At 48.0% G+C, this 18,484-nt stretch carries 15 protein-coding genes and 2 pseudogenes; 9 read left to right on the forward strand and 8 right to left on the reverse strand.

The features are described from left to right. The first annotated feature begins 127 nt into the window (after positions 1–127). The 6 genes from AABA21_RS13240 (at position 128) to AABA21_RS13265 (ending at position 8,478) form a co-directional block, all read left to right on the forward strand. Positions 128–1,660 (forward strand): SEC-C metal-binding domain-containing protein, encoded by a 1,533-nt coding sequence (locus AABA21_RS13240; RefSeq protein ID WP_338250682.1) that lies wholly within the window; start codon positions 128–130, stop codon positions 1,658–1,660. A gap of 182 nt (positions 1,661–1,842) precedes the next feature. After that, entirely contained in the window at positions 1,843–3,189 is a 1,347-nt protein-coding gene (locus tag AABA21_RS13245) for a TRADD-N-associated membrane domain-containing protein (RefSeq protein ID WP_338250684.1), read from the forward strand. 541 nt (positions 3,190–3,730) lie between these two features. Next, complete coding sequence (locus AABA21_RS13250) at positions 3,731–5,014, forward strand: pentapeptide repeat-containing protein (protein ID WP_338250687.1); 1,284 nt, start codon at positions 3,731–3,733, stop codon at positions 5,012–5,014. 426 nt (positions 5,015–5,440) lie between these two features. After that, positions 5,441–6,412, forward strand: coding sequence for a P1 family peptidase (locus AABA21_RS13255; RefSeq protein WP_338250689.1), 972 nt, complete (start codon positions 5,441–5,443; stop codon positions 6,410–6,412). A gap of 169 nt (positions 6,413–6,581) precedes the next feature. Beyond that, positions 6,582–7,859, forward strand: a complete 1,278-nt coding sequence (locus tag AABA21_RS13260; protein ID WP_338250692.1) for an MFS transporter — start codon at positions 6,582–6,584, stop codon at positions 7,857–7,859. A 157-nt stretch (positions 7,860–8,016) separates the two neighbouring features. Next, positions 8,017–8,478: a GNAT family N-acetyltransferase gene (locus AABA21_RS13265; protein ID WP_338250694.1), complete on the forward strand. Its 462-nt coding sequence runs from the start codon at positions 8,017–8,019 to the stop codon at positions 8,476–8,478. Between the two features lie 196 nt (positions 8,479–8,674). Here the strand turns inward: AABA21_RS13265 and AABA21_RS39380 are convergent. Beyond that, positions 8,675–8,794, reverse strand: a pseudogene (locus AABA21_RS39380) (transposase); the annotation flags it as partial. 2 nt (positions 8,795–8,796) lie between these two features. Then, a complete protein-coding gene (locus AABA21_RS13270) occupies positions 8,797–9,192 on the reverse strand; it encodes a hypothetical protein (RefSeq protein WP_338250697.1) in 396 nt (131 codons plus the stop codon). 291 nt (positions 9,193–9,483) lie between these two features. Here AABA21_RS13270 and AABA21_RS13275 point away from each other — a divergent pair. After that, positions 9,484–10,664, forward strand: a pseudogene (locus AABA21_RS13275) (IS3 family transposase). Here the strand turns inward: AABA21_RS13275 and AABA21_RS13280 are convergent. Together AABA21_RS13280 and AABA21_RS13285 are read right to left on the reverse strand one after the other, a co-directional pair. Continuing rightward, positions 10,642–12,531 (reverse strand): tyrosine-type recombinase/integrase, encoded by a 1,890-nt coding sequence (locus AABA21_RS13280; protein ID WP_338250699.1) that lies wholly within the window; start codon positions 12,529–12,531, stop codon positions 10,642–10,644. The pseudogene AABA21_RS13275 and the gene AABA21_RS13280 sit on opposite strands and share 23 nt — an antisense overlap. 41 nt (positions 12,532–12,572) lie before the next feature. Continuing rightward, positions 12,573–13,643, reverse strand: coding sequence for a tyrosine-type recombinase/integrase (locus tag AABA21_RS13285; RefSeq protein ID WP_338250701.1), 1,071 nt, complete (start codon positions 13,641–13,643; stop codon positions 12,573–12,575). Positions 13,644–13,806: 163 nt separating this feature from the next. Here AABA21_RS13285 and AABA21_RS13290 point away from each other — a divergent pair, with 163 nt between their 5' ends. Both AABA21_RS13290 and AABA21_RS13295 read left to right on the forward strand, forming a co-directional pair. Next, positions 13,807–14,199 carry a hypothetical protein gene (locus AABA21_RS13290; protein ID WP_338250703.1) on the forward strand — a complete coding sequence of 131 codons (393 nt, stop codon included), beginning with the start codon at positions 13,807–13,809 and terminating at the stop codon, positions 14,197–14,199. A gap of 337 nt (positions 14,200–14,536) precedes the next feature. Further along, the gene (locus AABA21_RS13295) at positions 14,537–15,034 is read left to right on the forward strand and encodes a hypothetical protein (protein WP_338250704.1); all 498 of its coding nucleotides are present in this window, start codon (positions 14,537–14,539) and stop codon (positions 15,032–15,034) included. Positions 15,035–15,413: 379 nt separating this feature from the next. Here AABA21_RS13295 and AABA21_RS13300 read toward each other — a convergent pair whose 3' ends face one another. From AABA21_RS13300 to AABA21_RS13315, 4 genes are all read right to left on the reverse strand, one after another. After that, positions 15,414–16,082, reverse strand: coding sequence for a hypothetical protein (locus AABA21_RS13300; RefSeq protein ID WP_338250706.1), 669 nt, complete (start codon positions 16,080–16,082; stop codon positions 15,414–15,416). 141 nt (positions 16,083–16,223) lie between these two features. After that, on the reverse strand, positions 16,224–16,883 hold the full coding sequence (locus AABA21_RS13305; RefSeq protein ID WP_338250708.1) for a hypothetical protein: 660 nt from the start codon (positions 16,881–16,883) through the stop codon (positions 16,224–16,226). Between the two features lie 180 nt (positions 16,884–17,063). After that, positions 17,064–17,714 carry a hypothetical protein gene (locus tag AABA21_RS13310; protein ID WP_338250710.1) on the reverse strand — a complete coding sequence of 217 codons (651 nt, stop codon included), beginning with the start codon at positions 17,712–17,714 and terminating at the stop codon, positions 17,064–17,066. A gap of 164 nt (positions 17,715–17,878) precedes the next feature. Then, positions 17,879–18,313, reverse strand: a complete 435-nt coding sequence (locus tag AABA21_RS13315) for a hypothetical protein (protein ID WP_338250712.1) — start codon at positions 18,311–18,313, stop codon at positions 17,879–17,881. Between the last annotated feature and the right edge of the window lie 171 nt (positions 18,314–18,484).

Here is an 18,484-nt window from a genome sequence, read left to right on the forward strand (position 1 = left end):
GAGGAACAGGGCTTAGAATACAATTTTTTTCCAAATTATGCTCCCCATGCTTGATTTATAGCAAATGTTCTGTTACGATCAGCGCCAGGTTGATGAGTGGTAAAGCCGTAAGAAAGGTACAAAGGATTTGGACACAACGAACATCCAGGCTCCCATCCTGCGACGTGAGGGCGTTAATGCTTCTGAGAGCTTCCTAAAACGGCTCTGTGATCGCTCATTTTTATCACTCTGGAGCTACTCTGGCGTCTACCGTGATCAACTGGATTGTCCAACAGCAAAAATTGGCAAGGAGGTTTGTGATCTCCTTGTGATATTCCAAGACCATATTATTATCTTTTCTGATAAGGACTGTGATTATCCTGGCGGAGATGATGAGCAGGTCAACTGGCAACGATGGTTCAAGCGTGCTGTCCGTAAATCAGCAGAACAGATATGGGGTGGTGAACGATGGATCAAAGCTCACCCGCAACGGCTCTTTCTAGATCCAGCTTGTACCCAGCGTTTTCCTTTCCCGCTTCCCGATCCTACAACTGCTACCTTCCACCGTATCGTTGTTGCTCATGGTGCTTCTAATGCGTGTAAAAGATTCTTTGGCGGAGGAAGCGGCAGCCTCATGATGGATACGACCGTCGTAGGGTCTGCTCACGTGGCAAAAGATGGCAAACCGTTTACTATTGGGCAGATCGACCCAGCAAAGGGATATATCCATGTCTTTGATGATACCTCTTTGGAAATTATCATGAGCACACTCGATACAGTCACTGATTTTGTGAGTTACTTAACGAAAAAAGAGCGTTTCATGACAAGTGGCAAGGCGATCTTCGTGACCGGAGAGGAGGAGCTTCTTGCATTTTACCGCAAAGATATCAATAGTGGCGGTGAGCATGACTTTATTGTACCTGCTGATATGGATGGACTCTGTATTCAGGAGGGAATGTGGGAAGAATATCTTTCAAGCCCGCAGCGTAGGTCGCAGGTACGGGCCGATAGCGTAAGCTATCTCTGGGATGGACTTATTGAGCAATTTAACACACATATACTGTCTGGTACTCAGTATTATACATCCCATCCCGGCATTGAGTTTTCCGAACAAACTATGCGCTTTCTTGTTCGCGAACCACGTACTCGGCGACGGATGCTGGCACAGGTCCTTTTGACTATGCTGGAAACCACCTCATCTACCCAAAGACGAACAGTGGTTGTGCAACCCTCGTGCCTAGGAGATCCTCACTATGTGTTCCTCCTGCTCCCTCATCTGTCTGGAGTATCTTACGAGGATTACCGTGAAGGGCGGCGATACGTTCTGGAAGATTGTTGCCTAATCACGAAATTGATGTATCCAGAAGCGCTTGATATTGTTGGCATTGCAACAGAAGCAACACCCATACGCACAGAGCATCGTTCTGAGGATGCGATGTATTTCGATGCACGTAATTGGACAGAGGAAATGCAAAAAGAAGCTAGGGATATCCAGCAGGATACGGGCTTGCTGACCAATCTGACGAAGCATGCTAGTACTGTACGGGAATATCCTTATCAGCCGAAGGGAGCACAGCATACTTCGCATGTTCCATCTACACCACAGATGAAAGGAAGAGATAGGAATAAGCTCTGCTTCTGTGGAAGTGGAAAAAAATTCAAGCGATGTTGTGGAAAATAGTTTTGATGAGTATATCATAGATGATGATTTATCCCTGAAGTGTAGCCTTAAGACAGATATGTTGATATGGGTTTACATTGCCTGACTCTAATTACAGGGCACGAGTATCACCTCCTCGACAACCTGCGAACAAGCAGGGAAATAGCACAAAAACACAAACTACAAAGAAAGTTGGTGCGACCATGGACTGGAAGGACTTACTCCCAGCACTACTGGAAGAAAAAAATCTTGATGTTCGCTTCATTTGCATCAAGCACAAGGGAGAGTGGTTCTTAAAGCGCCTGCGAGCTACTATTTTCCGCGCTGAACCAGGGGTGCCAGAGCAGGTACTCTATCCCTCCTATCTCTTTTTTCGAGAGAAAATGGGCGCGGCGGATTTTATACAGTTCCTCAATGATGTAACAACTCGGCGCATTTCCCCAGAGGGGCAAGCCTCCCATACTGAAGAAGAAAAGCTCAAAAAACTAAGCTTGCACAATTGGGAGATCTCTTACGAGGTCGTCAATGTGAGCTTTAGCGACCATATGCGGGGACACTCAATGCAGGGATTAGCCGACCATCTCTTGCCCTGCTGGAACTTCGGTGGTAATCTCTGGCCGGAGATCCAAGAGACTCAGGAGTCACTTATCGCGTCCGGTACCAGTGCCCCCTATTTTCCCAGGCCTATTGACGGCCAGGCATGGTATCTCTACGAAAAAGCTTTACAGGTTTCAAATAATTACCTTCCTCTTGTCGATATCTCCTTGGAAGATGACCGCGCCTTTTTCCGCAATATCGAGATCAATGAAGAGGCCGGTACCGCTCGCTGTCAGTGTGAAGGGACACTTCTATCACAGGCAACTATTTCCTTATATACAGCCACTCCGCAGATGGAGACCAAACGAGCAGCGAGTGAAATAATCTTTCAATTACAGGAGCATCCAGCGGTGATCTCGCTGGCTTTGACTTATGCGGACTCTTGGCTTGATAAAAGAGACGTGAACTTGGAATATCATCCTCTTGGTGTGCCCAAAGGTGTCACTGTTGTTGGAGGAAATTTCCGTGAAAGCCGTGGGTGGGCGTTGGGAGGTGGGGTAATTGCTGATCCTACCTCTGCAATTGAAAAGATCGCTCAAGCTGATCCCTCAAACTTGGCGACGATTGTCTCGCCCAATTTGGAAATGGGAAATAGCTACTACCTCAATACGCTTAACCAATCACGTCAGAGCTTCTCCTGGGCGCTCGTAGGTGAAGGCGTTGTAATTGCCTTTTTTATTGCGGCTGTCATTCTCTTTACGCTCCGGCTGCCAGGGAATGCGTCGTACCTTGCCCCACTGATTACTGCGCTTGCGGGAGGTGTGGTACAGATAGCTACGGGTGTTCTCTTCAAATTCTATAGCAGCGCCTCGGATCAAACAGCGGCGTGCCATAACCGCCTTGATCGAATACAACGGTTCTTCATTGCGAATAGCGCGTGTGAACATTTAAACGAAGTGAATAAGAGTACGACGCAGGTAGCGCTTATCAAAAAACTCAATGATTTACAATAATTTATTGTGGTATTGATTGGAGAAACTGGTGGGTGTATCTCCTTTGTGCAGAGTTAGCTGTATTGACGAATCACACGGTGTTTGTCGACTTTATTGCTTGACCAAAGTTCTAAAGTCGTGATGAGTGCATCGGTTCTTTTGGAGTTATAATGTGCCTTTCTTGAGCGGTTGTGGGGAGACGGCACAATTGCCGACGTGTCAAGATATTGTGTGTGCAGCCCAAGAGGGCGGTTACTGCTGGCTGTTGAGTGAATATGATGTTGTTGATAGCTCACCAGCCTGGCGGTGAGGAAAAAGTAATATTAGCTGGCTCGTTGTCTAGCGAAGTACAGGTGTGACATGGCGTTGTTTGAGGATGCCAACGCCGATATAGTAAAAAGATTGTAACGTGCTTCTTTCAGAGGATTGGACTCTTCAACACATGCACGATATCGGTTCTATCGACCAATCAACCAGACACTGACACTCCATACAACCATTGACAAACTACCTGAGGTGTTCACATTGGTAGAAAGTTACAACTTGAGAAGGAGCTTAACCATTGAATGAGCGTTGGAGACAGGCTGAGAGTGGTCTCTGGCTTCCTATGGGAATCAATAGAGGGCAGGAAGCATTGCCAACTTTGCCACCACAGCTTATAGAAAAGATGGAGCAATCTCGATGGGTTATATCCCAAGAGAAGAAAGGGCAATCTTTGGGGGAGGAGGTAGAAATTGATCAGGATCGCCAGCAATTTTTGTTACAACGGCTAAAAATTCGACCTGATAAGGAACATGGGATATTTCCATTCAAAGAAATTAGATTATATAGTTTAGATGTCAAGTGGATAGTGAATTATCAAATACAAAAGACAGGAAATAATTTAAGACGAATAAATCGGTATCAATTACATTTTGAAGGAGCTTTGTTGCAGGGGACGCGATTTTTTTCCTTGCCTTTATATGGAGCTGATTTTGAGGGAGCGCGACTCGAGAAGGCTAATTTTGAAGGGGCACAGTTAGAAAGAGCCAACTTTAAAAATGCAAAACTGGAAAGAGCAAAGTTTATACATGCTCAGCTGAGAGGTGCCAACTTTGAAGGGGCTCATTTGGAAAGTGCTCATTTTCGTGATGCATTTTTGGAAGATACAGAGTTTAAAAATGCATTTCTGGAAGACGCAAGTTTTATACAGGCACAGTTGAAAAAAACGAGTTTCCAATATACAAGTTTTGAACAAGGTAAATTTTACGATACGCATCTAGAAGGTGTCAAATTTTGCTACGCCCAATTAAAAAGAGCAAATTTTGCAGGGGCACACTTGGAGGGGGTTAATTTTGAGAGAGCTCACCTGGAAGATGCTTCATTCCGAAATGCTCACTTGGAAGATATTAATTTTATACGGGCGCAATTAGAAAAAGTAAATTTTTGGGGTGCACAGTTAGAAAAAGCTAATTTTTGGAGGGCACAACTGGAAGGTGCTAAATTTAGGCAAGCGCAATTGGGAGGGTCAGCCTTTGAGGGAGCTCAGATGAAAGGATCTACTTTTGAAGATGCAAGGTTGGAAGGTGCTTATTTTAGAGACACACAATTTGCTGATAGTAAAGGTGTTGGCCCATCATTTGCTAATGCTATTGGTTGGAATGATATATTTCTAGCCCATATCGATTGGTCTCACATAAAGCTGTTTACAGAAGAAGTTGAAGCAAATAGAAAAGAAAAATATAGAATACGAGAAACACAGTTTCGGATCAATAGGTATCGTACTGCTACACGAACCTATCGACAACTGGCGACGGCATTAGAGGCTCAAGGACTTAAAGAAGAAGCCGAGCGCTTTGCCTATTAGGTAGGATTAGCTGCTATTTTCGAAGGTGTTGTCAGAAAGATCATAAACCCGCCAGTTCATCCACGCTCTAATAGATTAAAAATGTCGTTCACCAGCTCTTGCTGGTAGTAAAAGTGAAGAGTGATCAAACGGGGGAAGAGTGATTAGCATACCTCTACACCATCGAAGAAATCGCTCTACATCTAAGGAAACGTTAGGAAATGCTGTTCATCGTATATTCGGAAAGGGATTGGAAACCTGCTCAACCCGTTGTGAACATATACTATTCTCATTTTTTAGACCAAAATGAGAAGCCAGTGAAGGATAAAGAAGAGCCATATCAGGTCCATCGTATCGCTTTTCTTGCAAGAATGGACTATTATCTCTTTTGATGGGTGAATACCCAAAAATAAGCATCATTGACGCATAGACAAGGAGATATAGCACATGCTGATGAATAGCTCCCTTTCACTTTTTCCCCAAACCTCATTTGAGGGACCAACCTTACCGTTTGATTTCCCTGCTTTGCACATTGGAATAGCTGAATATGCCGAGGGACCAACGGGATGTACGGTTTTCTACTTCCCGGATGGAGTCGCAACAGCTATCGATGCGCGTGGAGGATTGGCTGTCAAGTCGGGTGATTATGAACGTAATCATGCTATTTGTTTCGCTGGCGGTTCTGTCTATGGACTTGAGGCGGCAAGTGGAGTGACCGCAGCGCTCTTTGAGCAGCGCGCCTCTGCACTCCAAACAAAGGCTTCGATTTCTAGCAAACATGTGGCTTTGGTCTCTGGGGCTATCCTCAATGATTACAGTGTACGTGACAATGTCATTTATCCTGATCACAAGCTAGGAAAAGCTGCTCTTCTTGCCGCACGTCCGGGTCTGTTTCCTCTGGGGGCGCGAGGAGCTGGACGATCAGCAACCTGCGGGAACATCTTCAGTCTCGCCCACAAGGAATCCTCTGGGCAAGGTGGGGCTTTTCGCCAGATCGGCTCAACAAAAATTGCTGTTTTTACCGTTGTCAACGCCGTTGGCGTCATTGTTGATCGACAAGGACAGGTTGTGCGGGGCAATTATAATCCCGAGACGGGTCTCCGCCTCTCTCCCGTCGAGGAGCTTGAACAGCGACTTGCTCGTGGAGAAAGGGTAAAGACAGCCTTTGGGAATACCACACTGACAGTAGTTGCTACCAATCAATGCTTGCGTCCGGAAGAACTGCGCCAATTGGGAAGACACGTCCATAGCTCAATGGCCCGTGCTATTCAGCCATTCCAGACCATCAATGATGGCGATGTTTTATATGCAGTGACCACCAACGAAGTGGATGACGCTCCCATCAGTGGAGCAATGTTAGGAATACTGGCATCAGAACTGGCATGGGATGCGGTTCTGGCGAGTGGACCAGAGCAATAAGAAACCAAGGTCACTCGCCGAACGCATCATTGGCCCATAGTAGAGGTTAGATCAAGACTGATACATCTGATACACCTGATTTGATGTGCATTCTTTCCTAAAGCCATCACACTGACAGACTTGAGGTCTTCATATCTTTGGTAAAAGATACAAAAAGGATGAGCATTGTATGAAGTATTCTCGTAGAAAAAGCCTTTGGTTGCAGCGCAATTTTCTCAATCTCTGGATAGCTCGAACTATCTCCCTTTTTGGCTCTGCAATTACGACGCTCGCACTTCCTCTGACCGCGATTAGCATATTGCATGCGACACCGTTTCAAATGGGATTGCTTTTCGCACTGGGGCAAATACCTCAGCTCCTCTTTGGATTTGTGGTGGGAGTATGGGTTGATCGTGTACGGCGACGTCCTCTGTTGCTGCTCGCAGATCTGGGACGGACTATGCTCCTGGCACTTATTCCCCTCTTGAGCCTTCTGCATGCGCTAAAAATTGAATCACTCTATGTATTGAATTTTTTCCTTGGTGTGCTGAGCGTCATTTTTACGATTGCTTCCACGTCGTTTCTCCCTTCACTGGTTGAGCGTGAGGATCTGGTTGAGGCCAATACCGCGCTTCAAGTAAGTCAATCGGGTGCGCAGATTGCTGGTCCGAGCCTTGCGGGCATTTGTATTCAATTGGTGACAGCGCCCGTGGCGATTATCGGTGATAGCCTCTCCTTTTTTCTTTCTGCCCTCTTTATCTGGCGTATTGGTAGGAAAAGAGGGGACGACATTCCCCTGGCTTCTCGACAAAATCTCTGGGAACAGGTTCGCGTTGGACTTGATGCTGTGGTCAAAAACCCATTTTTGCGTGCGCTTGCCATGGCGAATGGGGTGGCGAATATCTTTTGGGGAGCGCAACTCTCGCTGTTACTGGTCTACATGACGGACGTCCTCAAAATCAACTCGTTGTGGATCGGGATTATTTATGCGTGTGGCAATGGAGGTTTTCTAGTAGGAACCCTGCTGGCCAAACGCGCGCTGCAATGGTGGGGTCTGGGGTGGTCTCTGTGCGCAGTCCCTCTTTTGAGTATTGGTGGAGCATTTCTGGTCCCTGTGGCCCATGGTTCCCTCCTCGAAGTCGCTCTGATCCTAGCATGTGCCCAATTTTTGACCGTGTGCCCACTCATCATCTATCACATTCACGAGGTAAGTCTTCGCCAATCGATTACTCCAGATACGCTGCAAGGGAGAGTGAATGCCACAATGCAAGTAGTAAGTTGGGCAACAACTCCTCTTGGAGCGCTCTTGGGAGGATGGCTTGGAGGGCAAATAGGCATACGCTCAACCTTATTTCTCATTGTTGGTGGTCTTCTTTTTGCCCAACTCTGGCTCTGGTTTTCTCCAGTCCGTACGCTACGTACGCTTCCACAGGAGGAAATGCAGAAGACTGACGCTGGGGTAGTATGAGAAGAACCATCTCATGTTCAATGAACCCTTCAATGTGGTTTTTCATCATTCCATTCCTACCCAGAATGAATTTAACTGACGTATCCTTGCAATTCACTTTTGTGAATACTCGCCATCACCCAGATTTGTGGACCTTGAGAGAAAGAGAAAATGACACATGAGAGAAGACCAGACTTCTATCCGCGAGGCCAATCTCATCGATACTCTAAAAATTGAGACTCTATTGAGACAAACGCAACTCTCAGCTGATGACATCCTTGCAGATGGCACACGTTACTGGTTAGCGGAGAAGGCAGATGGCTCCCCTATTGGAGTAGTTGGTCTAGAGTTAGGGCATGGGGCAACCTTGCTGCGTAGTGTTGCTGTCAGTCCATCATTCCAAGGCCAAGGATGGGGTATGCATCTGGTCCAATGGGCCTTAGATGCAGCCACTCGCGCAGGCTATCAGTATGCCTACCTCTTCAGTACGCAAGCAGGAACCTACTGGCAACGACTCAAATTTCAGAAAGTTCCAGTGTCTGAACTAGTAGCGGCTTTACCTGAAGCACCGCAGGTTAAACGCTATGAGCTTCTGGGCTGGTTGCCAACTGAGGTAGCATGGAGACGCGATTTGAAATGAAGAGCGAGCTTGCAGAAGATCATCTTCGATCACGGCTCCCCTTTGAGCAAGAAAACAATCTAGTAGCAAGTGAAATGCCCACGAGTTGAGCATGAGACTCTGGTCAATCTATTTATCAGATAAGGCAGTGCCTCTTGGGAACACACTATTAACAATATTGGCTCTCCGCCCTTAAGGGAGCTGATGAGTTTTTCCATCAGGATCCACTGAGAAGAATGCGAAGACGCAAATTGAGAAAATTGCGATAGCCATACGCCTGGCGCATCATGGCTTTGATTCGATTGTTCTTGCCCTCCACAAACCCATTGGAAATACGTTCTACTGGTCTGGATGGACCTTGGCCAGCCCAGTCACCTGATCGAGTGTTGCCATTTGCTTCGTAATCTCGCTCACTCTTTTCTTGAGCGAGCGAACACTGGCATTCCGACCATCTGTCCTCTTCGAGACCTCGACGAGAGCACGATTGAGTTCCGCAAGCTCGCGCCCGAGGGCTACCAGTTCTGTTGGCGTTTCATCTGGCAAAAGCGCATTTGGGTGACAAGGTAACTGCGTGTTGAATTGAAAGTCTTCATGTGGCAATTCCGGCGGGGGAATATCAGCGTCTGCGTGGATGAGTTCGCTCAGCGTTTCGATATCACCTTCAACTGCAGCCTTCTCTTGCGGAATCATTTCGACATGTGTCTGAAATTTAAGAATTTCATCTCGTGCTTCCATTCGTTCAGTAAGCCTCGCGGCTTTGCTCGCACCAACATACATGGGGCATTTGAGACATGCTAGCCGATGGGCACATTTCTCCCAGGCAGGGTTGCCACAGAAACGTGGTTGACCATCGCTCCCTCGGCCAAGAAAGAAAAAAACATTTGGTTTCCCATCCCTCGCCGCACGTGTGTCGATGATACCTTCGACAATTCTCATTAAGTCATTGCTTCTGTTCATTTGACGGCCAAATCGGAATTGGTCTTGTCCCAGAGAAATGGAGGATGTAAACTCGAAGACAGAGCCTCCATCGAAAGGGAAAAGAGCATGGACAAAACAACCAGAACATATACCAAAGAATTTAAGTTGGAAGCCGTGCATCTTGTGCAGACCAGCAACAAGCCCATGATCCAAATTGCCCGAGATTTGGGCATTGCCGATAGCACGCTGCATCACTGGTGCAAGCAACTTACCGAACACGGTGCCCAGGCGTTTCCAGGCAGCGGACACCAGACACCGCAAGAAGAGGAGCTACGCCAACTCAAGCGAGAAAACGACCTGTTGCGGCAGGAGCGCGACATTTTAAAAAAAGCTATCGGCATCTTTTCGCACGGCCCGCTGTGAAGTTTCAGTTCATCGCAGAGCACAGCCACGAATATTGCGTGACGCTGCTCTGCCAAGCTCTGGACGTTTCTGAGAGCGGCTATTACGCCTGGAAACGCCGTCCGATGAGTCAGCATTGTCGAGAAGATGCCCAGCTAGCAGCCGAAATTCAACAGATCTTTCTGGATCACCGCCAGGTATATGGCAGTCCTCGTATTCACGCGCTCCTGCGTGCACGAGGAATGACCTGCTCACGCAAGCGAGTAGCTCGCTTAATGCAGCAGCTCGGCTTGTCCGCGCAGGTGAAACGTTCACGCAAACCAACGACAACAAGTGATCCACAGGCTCACGGAGCTCCCAATCGCCTCAGCCGTGATTTTACGGCTGAGCAGCCCAACACCAAGTGGGTGGCGGATACCAAGGCCGTCGAGACTGCTGAGGGCTGGCTCTTTCTGGCGGTCATTCTCGACCTTTTCTCACGCATGGTAATCGGGTGGGCGATGGGAGCCACGGAAGATGCAGCATTGGTCGAACTGGCGTTGCGCATGGCGGTGGCGCGACGACATCCAGCCGTTGGGCTCTTACACCACTCGGATCGGGGTTCTGAGTTCACCTCGCATCGCTATCAGCACGCGCTCAGGCAGTATGATATTGAGGTGAGTATGAGTCGAACCGGAAATTGCTGGGATAACGCAGTCATGGAAGCCTTTTTTGCCACCCTCGCCAAAGAGTGTACGGGGCGAACACGGTTCCACAACCGACAGCAAGCCCGTTCAGCCATCTTCGAATACCTCGAATGTTTCTATAATCCAGTTCGCTTACATTCCACGTTACAGTATGTCAGTCCGTGTACGTTTGAACAGGTTACTCTCTCAGTGATGACCTAACTTTCACCTTTGACGTTTCCATTTTTCTGGGGCAATTCCAGAATGGATCTGTTCGCGCATACGCCCGTACCATCTCAGGTTTTGCATGCCCAAGAAACTCTGAGATATCATCGAGAGATAGCCCATTTCTCCGAAGCATGGTCGCGATCGTAGACCGCCCTCGATGACTTGTAATAGCGCCTCTCGCATCGCGTTCTGGTATCCCTGCACGCTTGCAGAGAGCTGGAATGAGCGATTTATTGAGAAAGTCGCGACCCAATATTGAACCTCTAAAACAAAACAGAAAGTCAACCAAGCTATTATCTTTGGGATCGATGAGCATGTGTTGATTCTTAGGCCGCTCTTGCTCCCATACTTCGATAGCATCCGCCACGTATTGAGGAATGGGAATCCAGTAAGGTCCCTTGGTCTTGTTAGGTGGTACATGAAGATAGCAGAGCTGAGCATTTTGCACGGGGAATGGAACTCCATGTTCATTGAGCATTTCCGGGTCCCAGTCTCGACGGATACAGCCTATCCGTAACCGCCGGATCTCATTGGCACGCCGAGCAGAGCTTACCCAGAGAAGGGCAAGAGCTCGATGGTAACTCACAGGATAGCTCCGAAAAGATGCACAATCTTCTTCTGTGAATGTTGCTGCAGCGTAGGTAAGCTTGCACCAGGTAAGTTCATCCAGGTCTCGAGGATCTGGTTGAATGAGCCGTTTTATTGAAGGCGGCGTCGCGAATATTTCATGGGGAAGAAAGCGGCGTGTAATTTTGCGCGTAGCTTCTTCACCGACCGCATAAGGTCTATCTTGCAGGTCTCGGAAGAGGCGGCTCATCGCCGATAACTTGTTGTGAATAGACCGCGGAGCAAGCGGTTTGCCCACGATCCCTTTTGTTACCAGTGATTTGATTCCCGCTGGGGATGCATGTTCACCTGCAGTTGAGGTACAGACAAAATTGACGTAGTCAAGAGCAATGTGTTCATCCCACTGTTCAGGTGAAACAATTCCATGATGATTTGCCATGAGCCAACGTCCAGCCGAAAAAAAGATTTCAAGGTAGCGACGACGACGAGCGAGAGGGAGCGTTGGTGTCTGTTTGAGCCATGCCACACACCACTGCACCCATTCTTGTGGGACCTCACTCGTATCTGGATACCGTTCCTGGAAGGAGGGAAGCGCTTGCTCCTGCGAAGGCTCAAAGAGATTGAGTTCATGCAAAACAGATCGAAGGAGCGCGAAAAGGGAAAGTTCTAAGGTGGATGTAGATGCAATTGCTTGTTGAAAAACAACTTCAGAGAGGTCTTCTAGGTATGGGCTACGATTGAGAAGAAAGAGTAGGCAGAGAGTTCGTTTACACTTCCTTAGATAGGGACCGTCTCGGTATCCTCGCCCTTGTGACCCAACAAGAACATCCGTGATTCTCCGAAATGCTTGCTCAATTACTTCTGAACCAAAAATACGTTGAGCTGTATTCATACACATTTGCATAATATTAACTGGGCACAAGTTACTCATTCCACCAAGGAGATAAGCCATGTCAATGAGCGAGGGACGAATCCCGTTGAGACGATGTCGTGAGAGAAAGTCCTTGTGTGTTGGACAAATAATGTTGATCCACTCTGCTTGTGACCATTCCCAAAATGAACGGCCACGGCGGAACATTTCTTCATACACAAACTTGCGAATCTCACGATGATGCTGCGCATCGTGTTGTGTGCGTAGAGCGACTACATCAAAGATGGGTTGTTGTAAACGCAGCAAGTTCTTTCTTGCTTGTCGTTTCATTGGAAAAGACTGTGCCTGTACGAGAGAAGCTAACGCTGCTTGCTCCTCTGGATTTAAAGGACTTCTATCATAGTCTTCGGGGACAATAGGCATGTTCCACATGTGTTGCTTATGAGAAGCGTATGTAGGACTCTTCATAGCGCTGCCACGCTTCGAATTAATTGCTCCATATGCGCATCAAATAGAGCTGTTGCTTCACGAATGTGCTTGTTTAATTCTGATGGAGCTAAGTGGATGTAGAGTTGTGTAGTGGCAATACTTTGATGACCAGCGTAAAGAGCAATATCTTCAAGATCTATCCCACACCTTTTGAGGACAGTACACCGTAAATGACGAAATGTATGAGGAGTCAAGTAGGGCAACCCAATAGCTGATCTTAAGCGCTCAATCACATCATTGAAGGTTCCAAGAGTGACTGGATGGCCAGCATTGCGGTTTGACTCAGAAAGGAAAAGGGGGCCATTTTTGTCACCACCAAAGGCGGCGAGAATATTTGCTCGTTCGCTCCATAAGTAGTGTTTAAGTACTTCTGCCGTGACTTGACAGTAAGTGACAATGCGTTGATAGCCAGATTTTGAGGTTTCTGGCCTGACCGTCACAAATTTAGCTGACCAATCAAAATCATCGACTCGCAGGGATACCAACTCCTCTCGACGTAAGGCTCCATCATATGCAAGTAAGATCATGAGCTGATTGCGAGTTGATTCATGCGTAACAAGATACTTCATGAGATACTCCCACTCCTGATCAGATGGAATCCAGGGTAATTGCTGCTTGCGTGAAACTACTCCTCGTTTCAGTGACGCCTTTCCATATCTCCCACTTCCTCGTGAAAGGGGATTTACTTTATTCTGTCTGTAGCCATGGTAGATACAAAAATCATAGAAGAGACGAGCTGTGACAATGCGCTGCTGAATGGTATTGGGCGAAAGTTTTTCACATGGCTTGGAAGTGACCTTATTTCTGATCCTGGCCGGTGCTCGATGATACAAGTTATCGATATATCTTTCCAGAAGGTCTGGACCGGCTTCGACCAAACTGACGTCCCCAAAGAGGGCGAATGCCCGAATCAAGTCTTCTAAATTACGTGCGTAGGCATCAATGGTTTTTGGGCGCTTTTGTCGCTTGACTTGAGACTCAATGAAAGCGCGGGTAATGGGATTTTCAGTCACGTTGGGGTAATAATGCCATGGAATTTCTTGCATAGAGCTTCTTTTCCTCCCTACTATCCCTCTCTACTTATATATGCCACAGAAAAGTGCTCTACACAAAATATGAGAAAGAAAGAGGCTTAAATGGGAGAAAAAGGTACTATTCTCTATCCAAGAAACCCATTTAATCCTAGCTAATACCTACCGCGCGCAGGTGATGCAGCGTCGAGTGTATTGGTGGCAGATCTGGCAGAGGAAGCTGGGGATCTGGTCGCGGGTGAGTGCGGCCAGGGCGTATCTGTTTTCGTTGCTGCTGTGGATGTTGAGTGGCTATGGCTATCGCTTTGGGCGCAGCTTGCTGACGTATGCACTGGTGCTGGTGGGATTTGCGGCGTGGTACTGGTGGCTCTCGCAAGGATTGCCACATCCATTGGGAAGGGTAGATGCATTGATCTTAAGCGTAAGTGATATGGTGGGCCGCGGCTTCTTTCGCCAAGACTATTCGCTCAGTGATCCGTATGCAGGTTGGTCGGTGCTGGAGGGCCTTTGTGGACTGTTTATGGATGTGCTGCTCATCTCTACGCTCACGCAGCGCCTTTTCAAGAAATAGCTTCCTGGGGAGGGAAAGAGGAGAGGGTGCCGGTGGAAGTGTAGAGAGGTGCATCGATCTCCTCTATAAAAGAAGATATCTCCTCTATAAAAGAAGATACGGAAGAAGAGGGAGCAAAGTGGAAACAAGACGTAGGTATGGGAGAAGCCGAGGAAGTGAGAAGATGCAAGACATGCGGCAGGATGCTAGGTTGTGCACTATACTGTTGAGACACGTACCTGAACCTTATTCATTGTAGATATGTGATTTTGTATTTTTATTGCAGATACGTTTTAAACATAGATGAAAGAATGAATGAGTAATTTACTCAATCAGTACATATAGGAGTTAGAGACTAATGTTAGACCAGACCATAGCTAGTCTACTTTCAACGGTCCTTGGTGGATTTCTTACCATTGTAGGTGGATTTATAGCAATTTATTTCACACAGCATATGACAAATAAAGCAGAAAAAAAAAGATTGGCACTCGTGAAGATAGAAGAAGCATATATTCTGACATATGAGGTTACAGCGGGGCTGAGAAGTTATGTAGCAAGAATTGGAAGAGAGATTATATCAAGTGAGAATTTGCAAGTAGATTGGCAATTTAATGAAGATTTTCTTAACACAAATTATTTAATAGTTCAGAAGCTGGGCATGGTTATACAGCTGTATTTTCCGGAAATACAGGGAGATTTTAAGGAATTTTCTATTAGCATGAGAGAGTGTCTAAATTCATCTAGTCAGATTGGTGTAACCAGAGATAGAGATGAATTTAAAAATATTATCGCAAAAGTTGAAGAGGCACATAGTAATATGAACCTTGCTATAGCAAAACTCATCGAGAAGGTGTAAATCAACTACAAGCCTGGCAGAGATACTGGGCTTTTTTTGTGATGGCCATTGCTTGCTGACGGTGCGTTCGCCGTTGGGGATGCGCTCTTTGCCGCACGCTGTGTGTTCACGTTGGGAGTATGCTGAGTCCGCAATTGAATTAACTGTTGGGCGACGGGGCCAGCCCCGTTGGAGGCGGCCGGAGAAGGGGACGACGCGCTGGATGATGGAAGGTTCGCGTTCCTTGCCATACTGTTCCTCTCACACACGCGATTTCATGCTCCTCAGAAGAGGTGATGACTGCGCCAGCGAAATCACGATACACTCACAGAAAGTATACTCTCTATTCTTCTGCATTTATAGATATAAACGCAGCAAGTCTATCCTATTCAAGCATGTCTCATCTAAAGCGATCACTATTTGTATCTGCTGAATCGCTATGGCCTGGGATGTTTGGTGTGGATGGGAGTTCAATGTTGGATGCATGGAGGGAGCAGGGTATGGTCGGGAGGTCATGCGAAGTTGGGGGCGTCATGAATGATGCGAGCAGAGGAGTGAGGGCAGGGCCATGGGTGAGACAATGTGAGGAGGGAGTCAGGAGATGATAGCAATGGGAGGGAGGGGTGGCGGTGATGGAAAGCACGACAATATAACCGGAGAGTTCCGCAAGTTCGACAAGGGGATGATCGCTGGTGGAGAGGCGTGCGCTGCTGATTGGGGCGGTGTGGTGAGGAGGGAGGGATGGCTGTGTGTCGAGGAGCAGATAATGGCCCCACTGGCGGGCGAGCTCTTCAGCGATATCTTCCTGATTAATGGAGAAGTTGCAGTGTTCCTGCGCACTCCAGGGGCGCAGGAGGTCAATGATGATGGGGGAGGTGGTTGTGATGATGAAGATTCTGTCATGGCTGAGTAAGGCGCGTGCGAGTTCGCGCCTGGAGGGATCAGTGAGAATGAAGGATTGTTTGAGATTCTCTGTTTGAATATCGGAGATAAAGGGAATATTGTGTTCACGCAAGTAGTGTTCGAAGCGTTGCTTGCGCGCTTGAAAACGGTCAATTGCTGATCCCATGGTGTGATTCCTCCATTCTATGGTGTTGTTCTATCTTGACACGCTTTGCTCACTGTGTGTATGTTCCCGTTTTTTCTGCCGTGTTCATTGGCCTGGCAGGAGGCACCCTTGCTGTGGTGTGCTGCCCTGTGAGAGAGGGTATCAGCTGGAGGTGGTGGCCTCTTCAAAAAGGATGGATGAGGGAACAGGTTGTGCGAGGATATGTTCGATCTCCTCTTCGTGCAGGGACAGGGAAGGTGAGCGGTGCTTAAGATGCTGAAGCACTTCCTGACGCGGCCAGAAGAGTTGCTGAAGAAAGGTGTGAAACTGTTTGCCCTGTTGGTGCGCGGCCTGGATGCGTTCTTTTTCGAGTTTCTCCTGCTGTTTTGGATCGGGGTAGCGTTTTTCGATGACCAGAGACAGGTCAATATCACCAAGCGTTGGTTGTTCACTCAGGTAGCTTCCAAAGAGGATCACTTTGGTAATACGGTAGGCATAGGGTCCGGCGTTGATCTCGCCAACGCGTGCGAGGAACTCTGCAATAAGGCGATCGGCCGTTGTTCTGGTAATGGGTTTTCTGGCGGTCGCATTGACCAGAGCATTGCCCTTGATGCTATTGTGCCAATGGTCTTGATCCCTGTCTGGTTCGATATATTCTTCGTGAAGAAGGGCCAGCATGATCTGGTTGGCCGTTGCCATATCGGTGTGAAAGTGTTCCGCAATGGTTTCGGCAGTTCCGATGTATCCTTGCATGCCTTTGAGAAATGTGCGCATTGCAAAGGCGGGCTGGCCTGCAATGACATCGCTGGATTTGATACGCATACGTCATACTCCTTTGTGAAACTATTAGATGGTGCAATACCGTTTTCATAGTACTGTCATTTCATATTCTCGGTGACGATACTAGAGCACCTGGCCTTTTTTCGTCCAGACTTTCAAAAAGCCAGGATAAATCGCGCAGGCGTGCCAGAGGCACGCTTCCTTTGTCGCCATGAAATGTGCCTATGAGATGGGAACTGTTTTGTTCTCAGAGAGTGGGGAAGACGGGTTATCCTCCGGATCATGTTGCGGTTGGTTGCCACTGGGCAGATAGGGCTGGAGGCGCTGGAGGGTAAGAGGAGCGTGTGTGCGTAAGAAGTGTTTCATGGTAGGGGAGAGGGGAGGCTCAATAAGAAAGGTGCCGTAGGCACGGAGAAAGCCGGGCCAGTAGGAAGAGAGCAAACCTTTTCCTCGCAGGTAGGGATGAATCCAGAGCCAGGCGAGATAGCGTTCTTGCAACTGCATGGCGGGAGTATGCCAGCGAAAGACAATGACGCCCACGGCGGCCTCGCCAATGCCGATCTGATGTTGGGTCAGCAGAAAGACGCGATCGTTGGGATGGGGTTGTTCATCAGCGGTATAACCAGCAAAGTCATAGTAAAATTCGCGTTTGAAATAGTGGGCGAGGATTTCGGTGGCACGGCGCACCGGTCGAGGGGAGGCAGGAGTGATGAGCACGAGTCTGGTGGGAGGGGTGTGGGAGGTGGTGTGCCGGTTGGTGAGAATGAGACGAATATCTGGAGGGACCGGACCTTCCGGGTCGGGAAGGTGGATAGAGGGAAGAATGGGTGTTTGGATATCGAGCCGGTTCGAGGGGATAGTGTTCCGTTTCATGTGCTGCTGCCTTTCTTTTGTTACAGAGATACGTAGATTTCGATGAAAGTATACTCGAGTGGTGCCTGATGAGACCTGAAAATTTTACGGATGAGCCTGTTCTCTTTCGGTAGTGTTCCCATCCGTCCTCAACGCGTTCTCAATTTGACGTGTCGCTGCCTTCTTCAGGAATAAATGATGTCAGTGGGAGGAGGCGTCAGGGGCAGGGGGAGGGGATGGAGGGGGAGGAGGGTGATGGTGAGGTTCAGGCAGAACTGCTGGGTATCGTGGGTGAGCCGTTTGTGGATGGAGGTGACGCGGCATTGTTGATAGACGAGGGCGGGCCGGGGGCGGGTATGGTGCTGCGTGGTGTCATATTGTTTGCTGAGAGTGAGGATGTCACCTTCGGCAATGGGCCAGATGAGGGAGCGGATCGGGTTAGGTAGCATAAGCATTGAAACGTCGGCTTCGTCGGGATGCGCGTCGACATAGGTATCATCGAAGGTAAAGATGAGCAGGGTGGTTGGTTCTGCACACAGGCAGGTGGTAGGATCGAAGCCGCGATGGTACGTAGAGAGTCCGGCGGCGATGTCAGCGGGCGTGTGGTGGTTGGTTGTCATGGATGCTCCTTTCAGACTGATATAGATATCTCACAGGAGGAGTATAGCAGAGAGGTGGCTGTGCAGAGCTGAAAATTCCGGGATGGGTCTGTTTTTTTCAGGTGCAGACCTGAACGTTTCAGGTGCCGACCTGAAAAAAATGGACCTAAAAAAAAGGGGGACCTGAAAAAA

The sequence above is a fragment of the Dictyobacter halimunensis genome, assembly GCF_036245075.1.

Bases quoted from the DNA above. Each gene is read 5' to 3' on its own strand.
- AABA21_RS13245 (WP_338250684.1), top strand. From the start codon at position 1,843: ATGGACTGGAAGGACTTACTCCCAGCACTACTGGAAGAAAAAAATCTT.
- AABA21_RS13255 (WP_338250689.1), top strand. From the start codon at position 5,441: ATGCTGATGAATAGCTCCCTTTCACTTTTTCCCCAAACCTCATTTGAG.
- AABA21_RS13260 (WP_338250692.1), top strand. From the start codon at position 6,582: ATGAAGTATTCTCGTAGAAAAAGCCTTTGGTTGCAGCGCAATTTTCTC.
- AABA21_RS13265 (WP_338250694.1), top strand. From the start codon at position 8,017: ATGAGAGAAGACCAGACTTCTATCCGCGAGGCCAATCTCATCGATACT.
- AABA21_RS13270 (WP_338250697.1), bottom strand. From the start codon at position 9,192: ATGGAAGCACGAGATGAAATTCTTAAATTTCAGACACATGTCGAAATG.
- AABA21_RS13280 (WP_338250699.1), bottom strand. From the start codon at position 12,531: ATGCCTATTGTCCCCGAAGACTATGATAGAAGTCCTTTAAATCCAGAG.
- AABA21_RS13285 (WP_338250701.1), bottom strand. From the start codon at position 13,643: ATGCAAGAAATTCCATGGCATTATTACCCCAACGTGACTGAAAATCCC.
- AABA21_RS13290 (WP_338250703.1), top strand. From the start codon at position 13,807: ATGCAGCGTCGAGTGTATTGGTGGCAGATCTGGCAGAGGAAGCTGGGG.
- AABA21_RS13295 (WP_338250704.1), top strand. From the start codon at position 14,537: ATGTTAGACCAGACCATAGCTAGTCTACTTTCAACGGTCCTTGGTGGA.
- AABA21_RS13300 (WP_338250706.1), bottom strand. From the start codon at position 16,082: ATGGGATCAGCAATTGACCGTTTTCAAGCGCGCAAGCAACGCTTCGAA.
- AABA21_RS13305 (WP_338250708.1), bottom strand. From the start codon at position 16,883: ATGCGTATCAAATCCAGCGATGTCATTGCAGGCCAGCCCGCCTTTGCA.
- AABA21_RS13310 (WP_338250710.1), bottom strand. From the start codon at position 17,714: ATGAAACGGAACACTATCCCCTCGAACCGGCTCGATATCCAAACACCC.
- AABA21_RS13315 (WP_338250712.1), bottom strand. From the start codon at position 18,313: ATGACAACCAACCACCACACGCCCGCTGACATCGCCGCCGGACTCTCT.